At 64.2% G+C, this 3466-nt stretch carries 5 protein-coding genes; all 5 read left to right on the top strand.

What is annotated here, in order from left to right:
• The first annotated feature begins 52 nt into the window (after positions 1–52).
• Complete coding sequence (locus EN879_RS28550) at positions 53–595, top strand: RNA polymerase sigma factor (protein ID WP_024503412.1); 543 nt, start codon at positions 53–55, stop codon at positions 593–595.
• A gap of 116 nt (positions 596–711) precedes the next feature.
• The gene (locus EN879_RS28555) at positions 712–1134 is read left to right on the top strand and encodes a hypothetical protein (protein WP_245458408.1); all 423 of its coding nucleotides are present in this window, start codon (positions 712–714) and stop codon (positions 1132–1134) included.
• A complete protein-coding gene (locus EN879_RS28560) occupies positions 1131–1586 on the top strand; it encodes a periplasmic heavy metal sensor (RefSeq protein WP_063169958.1) in 456 nt (151 codons plus the stop codon). Before EN879_RS28555 ends, EN879_RS28560 begins: the two co-directional genes overlap by 4 nt.
• A 111-nt stretch (positions 1587–1697) precedes the next feature.
• Positions 1698–1985: a hypothetical protein gene (locus tag EN879_RS28565; protein ID WP_013527963.1), complete on the top strand. Its 288-nt coding sequence runs from the start codon at positions 1698–1700 to the stop codon at positions 1983–1985.
• A gap of 174 nt (positions 1986–2159) precedes the next feature.
• Positions 2160–3466 (top strand): sulfatase-like hydrolase/transferase (locus EN879_RS28570; RefSeq protein ID WP_245493878.1); only part of this gene is annotated, 1307 nt, incomplete at its 3' end.

Genomic DNA, 3466 nt, shown 5'->3' on the forward strand with positions numbered 1-3466 from the left:
GCAATGACCAAGAGGCAATGACGCGCGATGAACATCGGGAGTGCGCCGACTGATGGCTGCGGATCCGGACGAGGAGCTGGTTCGCCGTGTCGGCGCCGGCGAGCCGGCAGCCGTGCAAACGCTCGTCGCGCGCAAGCTGCCGCGTATCCTGGCGCTTGCCGTGCGCATGCTCGGCGATGCGGCGGAGGCCGAGGATGTCGCGCAGGAAACCTTCGTGCGGATCTGGCGCCATGCCGCGAGCTGGCGGCGCGGCAATGCGCGCTTCGACAGCTGGATCCACCGGGTGACGCTCAACCTTTGCTACGACCGGCTGCGTCGCAGGCGCGAGTGGGTGACCGGCGACCTGCCGGACGTCGCCGATCCTGCGCCGCTTCCCGATGCTCATTCCGAGGAAGAAGCCCATCGGGTCGAACGGGCGCTGCAAGCCATAGCGCCGCGCCAGCGCGAAGCGATCGTTCTGGTCTACTATCAGGGGATGTCCAATATCGAGGCGGCAGCGACACTGCAGATCAGCGTCGATGCCCTGGAAAGCCTGCTCGCGCGCGGCCGGCGGTCGCTGCAAGCGATCCTGGCGGAGGATGGCGCCGATGAGTAAACGCCGGGCAAGCAGCAACGCAGCACGGCCATTGCGCCTTGCTGGTGCCGCCTGGCGCTCGGCGCCGACGGGCAAGGGGGAGACACATGGCTGAAGGGTCCAGGAACGAACCCGCAATGGATGCCAGGCGCTTTGCCGCCTTGGCGCAGGCCTATGGCGGCGACTTGCGGCGATGGCCCGAGGCCGAGCGAATGGCCGGCACGGTCTTTGCCGCAAGCGACGCGGGCGAGGCCATCTTGAGGCAGGCCGGGACACTTGACGCGCTGCTCGACAGCTACCGCGTCGACGCCCCCGGTAAAGCGCTGCACGGCAGTATCCTGCAGGTCGCCGGCCGGCACCTTGTCCAACGCCGGCGGCAGCGGTTCTGGTGGCTGGGGCTGGGACTCGCAGGCATTGGCCTGGCCGGCGCCGTGGCAGGACTGGCTTTGGTGACCGTCATCACGCCCGAGGTCCAGCCGGACCACACTGTGCTGGATGCCAATGTGACGGCGTTTGGCGATGCCGGCCCGGATGCCGAGAACGGTGAGGAAAGCCTATGAGTACGCGCTGGGTCCGTGGTCTGGTCATTGCTTCCGTGGTGCTGAACGTCTTTCTGGCCAGCGCATTTGTCGGTGGCGCGGTCTGGCTGAGAAATGCCAAATCGGGCTTCTCGCTGGAATCGGCCGGCCGACACCTTCCCGACCAGGATCGCAAGGCGTTCCGCGAGGCGCTGCGCCAGGTTCGCGTGCAGTCCCGTCAGATCATTCTCGATGGCCAGCAGGCGAGGCAGGAGGCAGCGGACCTGTTGCAGCAGCCTGTCATGGACAAGGCCGCCTTGTCCGCCGCCCTGGAACGGGCACGCGATGCCGATGTGACGGTGCGCAGCCGGCTTGAACAGGCCATTGTCGACTTCGCGGCGAGCACATCGCCTGAAAACCGGAGCGTGCTGGCACAGGCGTTGCTGCGCCATATGGAACGCCGCGCCACCGTTACGCCAAAAAAATCGCCATGACGACCGACGGAAAAGACCGGAGACGCCGTTTAACGATGCGAAGGGACAAGCCTGCCCTGTGCACCATACAGGACGGCCATCTTCATCGTCGAAAGCACTCGGAGTCCAATTATGAGTCGCCTGAAAAACTATGCAGCAACCGCTATCCTGGCCATCGGTGGAACTGTCGCGACAGCCTCCGCCTCCAGCGCAATGCCCATCGTGTCCGTTGCGAAGCCAGCCACCCCGGCACTGGTCGAGCATGTCCGCTGGGGCTGCGGCATCGGCTGGCACCCCAACAGATGGGGCCGCTGCGTGCCGAACGGCGTCGTCGTCGTGCGCCCGCGCTACCACTACTGGCACGGTCCGGCCTACGTCTGGCATCCGCATCATCACTGGCGCCACTGGCACCATTACTGATCAAAGCACCGCGGGGCCAGGCACCTTTCGGGGCGGCCCCGCGCGAGCGCTGGCGCGCACCGGACAATCCCGACCAGCCGAGTTAAGGTTAAATCCACTATACATTTGTTCTTAGCCCGCAAATAATCGAAGAATTTCCCGAAACTGTGCTCAGGCATCTTCGTGGGAAAATCTGTGGTTCAGCTTCAAGGTCTTGGACGGGTGCTCTGCCATCCGCTGACGCTGGCCGTGGTCAGCCTTGCAGGCGTCTTCGCCGCCGGACGGGCCGAGCACGAATGGCTGTCGGTGCCGTTCTCGCTGGCGCTGGTGGCTGCCCTTGCCGGACTTCTGTTCCTGGCTTCGGGGCGCCTTGCCTTTTCCGTCTACCTCGCCTGGATGGGCATTGCCTTCGTCACCGTGGTTTCGGCGATCAAGTTCCGGCTGAAAGGATTTTCGCTGCACTTCTACGACACGGTCTTCGTGTCGAGGGACCCGGAAGTGTATCGTTTCCTGCTCGGCTCCTACCTCCATCTGATCGCGCCGGTCGTCATTGCCCTAGGGCTCGGCATCGGGGCGGCGGTGCTTCTGTTCCGGATCGATCGGAAAATCGGCTGGCCGGTGTCGGCACGCGTCCTGGTCATGGCGGCGCTCGTCGTTCTGGTGCCGCTGACCTTTCCGGCCGAGGCCTCGAAGGACCGCTATTTCTACTACATGCAGGGCCGGCACATGTCGGCCTTCTTCGTCTCGCTGCTGGATTTGCACAACCTCGTTGTAGAATCGGGCTTCGAAAAGCGGCTGCAAGCCGTGGCGCCGCAGCCGCCTTTTGCCGACACGGTCGATTGCGGCGACCGGGCTGATCTTCCCGACGTCTTTTTCGTGCTCAGCGAAAGCCAGTCCGATCCCGGCTATTTTCCGCAGGTCGGCAACGGCGCGGGATTCCTGCAGAGATTCGCACCGGGGGCCGGCACGCCGCACCAGATGCAGGTCGAGACGTTTGGCGGCGGCACCTGGATCACCAATCTGTCGCTGATGACCGGCCTGTCGGCCACCGATTTCGGCTGGCGAAGCCCCTATCTGACCATCACCCTGCAGGACAAGGTCGCCGGAGCCTTGCCGGAGGTGCTGGCGCGCTGCGGATATCGGACTGTCGTGATGACGCCGATGGACTTTTCGTTCGTCAATGAAGGGCCGTTCCTGAAATCGATCGGTTTCGAGACCGTGCTCGACATCAAGGACATCGCCGCGCCCTTCTATCACCTGCGCGACAACTTTTATTACCAGGCGGCCGAGGCATTCATCGCCAGGCACCATAGGGAAGACGGCCGGCCGCTGTTCCTCGAAATCCAGACCATGTTTCCGCACTCACCCTATGAGGGGCGGATGGAGCCCGGGCTGAAGGTCGAGGGCGAGCCTTTCTCGGGCGATTTCCAAGCCAATGAGTATCTGCGCCGGATGGCGGTAGCGCGCGGCGATTTCCAGGATTTCCTCGACAAGAGGCAAGC

The organism is Mesorhizobium sp. M7A.F.Ca.AU.002.02.1.1, assembly GCF_003998535.1.
GTDB classification, from domain to species: Bacteria; Pseudomonadota; Alphaproteobacteria; order Rhizobiales; family Rhizobiaceae; genus Mesorhizobium; species Mesorhizobium ciceri.

What these genes read in the sequence shown, in the direction of transcription:
- EN879_RS28555 (WP_245458408.1), top strand. Translation starts at nt 712, where the DNA reads ATGGATGCCAGGCGCTTTGCCGCCTTGGCGCAGGCCTATGGCGGCGAC.
- EN879_RS28565 (WP_013527963.1), top strand. Translation starts at nt 1,698, where the DNA reads ATGAGTCGCCTGAAAAACTATGCAGCAACCGCTATCCTGGCCATCGGT.
- EN879_RS28560 (WP_063169958.1), top strand. Translation starts at nt 1,131, where the DNA reads ATGAGTACGCGCTGGGTCCGTGGTCTGGTCATTGCTTCCGTGGTGCTG.
- EN879_RS28550 (WP_024503412.1), top strand. Translation starts at nt 53, where the DNA reads ATGGCTGCGGATCCGGACGAGGAGCTGGTTCGCCGTGTCGGCGCCGGC.